We start from the raw sequence: 1,296 nt of genomic DNA, 5'->3' as shown, positions 1-1,296 counted from the left end.
CGCTGGCATCGCCGTCGGCATTGCTGGTCAGTGCCTTGGTCAGCGTCTGGCTCAGTGCAGTATTTGTGTATTCGCAGGCGAGACCACCAGCGTCTGGCGCCGGGTATATCGCCGTCGCGGTATTGGTGCTGGTATCGATCGTTACTGGAACAAAGCCGCCATTACACGTCAGCGATACGGCATAAGCACCCACATCGCCAACGGAGAAGGTTTCCGTGAGGGTGATCGCGTCGCTACCCGGCGCATAGGCGATCGCCTGAGTGGTCGTGCTGGGCGCTATGGAACTACCTGCCATCGCGTTAACGACATCCGCGCCGGCAATGGACAAGACAACCGTATTGCCGACTTCCCCGCCCGACCAGCGCTTTCCCAACGTGATCTCATACAAGACCGTGTCGGTATCCGTCGCGCTGTTGCAGGAGGGATTGCCAACGTTGCAGGCGGGATCAAGAACCCCTGCCGGCGGGGCCACCGTCGCTGTGTTGGTTGTGGTCTGGGCAGATGCCCATGGAGCCACAAGCGCAAGCAAACCCGCGAGCGCACATGATGAAACACGGCGCGACCACATCATGGATTTTGAGTTAGGCGACACGCAGAGCGACCCTCCTGAACTTGGCGTCCAATCCGCTGCACGCCTGCATGCGCCGCCAAGCGTCGCACGAGAAAAGTAGAATTTCGGATGCACCGGCCCTCTTCCTTCAACCCATTAGCCGACAACACGGGAAAGCGGTCGCTACCTGACACGGAGATCGTCGATGGATCGCGCCATGTGATTGAGAATCAAAAGGCCACTGTTCATTCACACCTTGAGTTCCATATCCCCATGCCCTATGGCTTTCCATTCGAACGAAGCATTGGTTTCAATCGCGATTGAAACGAGGTTGGCGATGTTCGGGTTGGAACGCGTGCTGATTTCCCAGTTCGCAACGGCACTGCATGTCATCCCGATCCGTTCAACCAGCTGCCCCTGCGTCATTTCCGCGCGCAAGCGCGCGATGCGGGTACGCGCCGCCATGTCTCCCATCTTCCCCGCCCCAAAACCAACGCTCTTCCTAGAAACGCAGAACCGCCCCTCCCCCCCTACCTCCGTAGTCAAAGGCGAGAAGTAGCCTCCAGTTGAGACATCCTTCTCTCTGGCCAAAATGAGACCAGCACCATTCCTGCCGCACCGGAGGTTCAGGCAGGCGCCAAAGGCGACCCGTACCTACGGCACGCTGCAGGTGATGATGAGGGTGACGCTACTGTTAGCCGGGAAGGTGGGGACGGCCACGCCGGTGCTCTGCAGCGCGGTCACAT

General features: G+C 59.3%; 2 protein-coding genes. Both read right to left on the bottom strand.

Annotated elements, in window-relative coordinates:
• Positions 1 to 388, bottom strand: a 388-nt coding sequence (locus ATCM_RS19005) for a hypothetical protein (protein WP_132866255.1), incomplete at its 3' end; no start/stop codon positions are given.
• Positions 389 to 799: 411 nt separating this feature from the next.
• Entirely contained in the window at positions 800 to 1,015 is a 216-nt protein-coding gene (locus tag ATCM_RS19000) for a helix-turn-helix domain-containing protein (RefSeq protein ID WP_132866254.1), read from the bottom strand.
• Positions 1,016 to 1,296 lie beyond the last annotated feature (281 nt).

It is taken from the genome of Stenotrophomonas sp. ATCM1_4 (assembly GCF_004348115.1).
GTDB lineage: Bacteria > Pseudomonadota > Gammaproteobacteria > Xanthomonadales > Xanthomonadaceae > Stenotrophomonas > Stenotrophomonas capsici.
The sequence above is the reverse complement of the archived record's forward strand: the minus strand, read 5'-3'. Positions and strand labels throughout refer to the sequence as shown.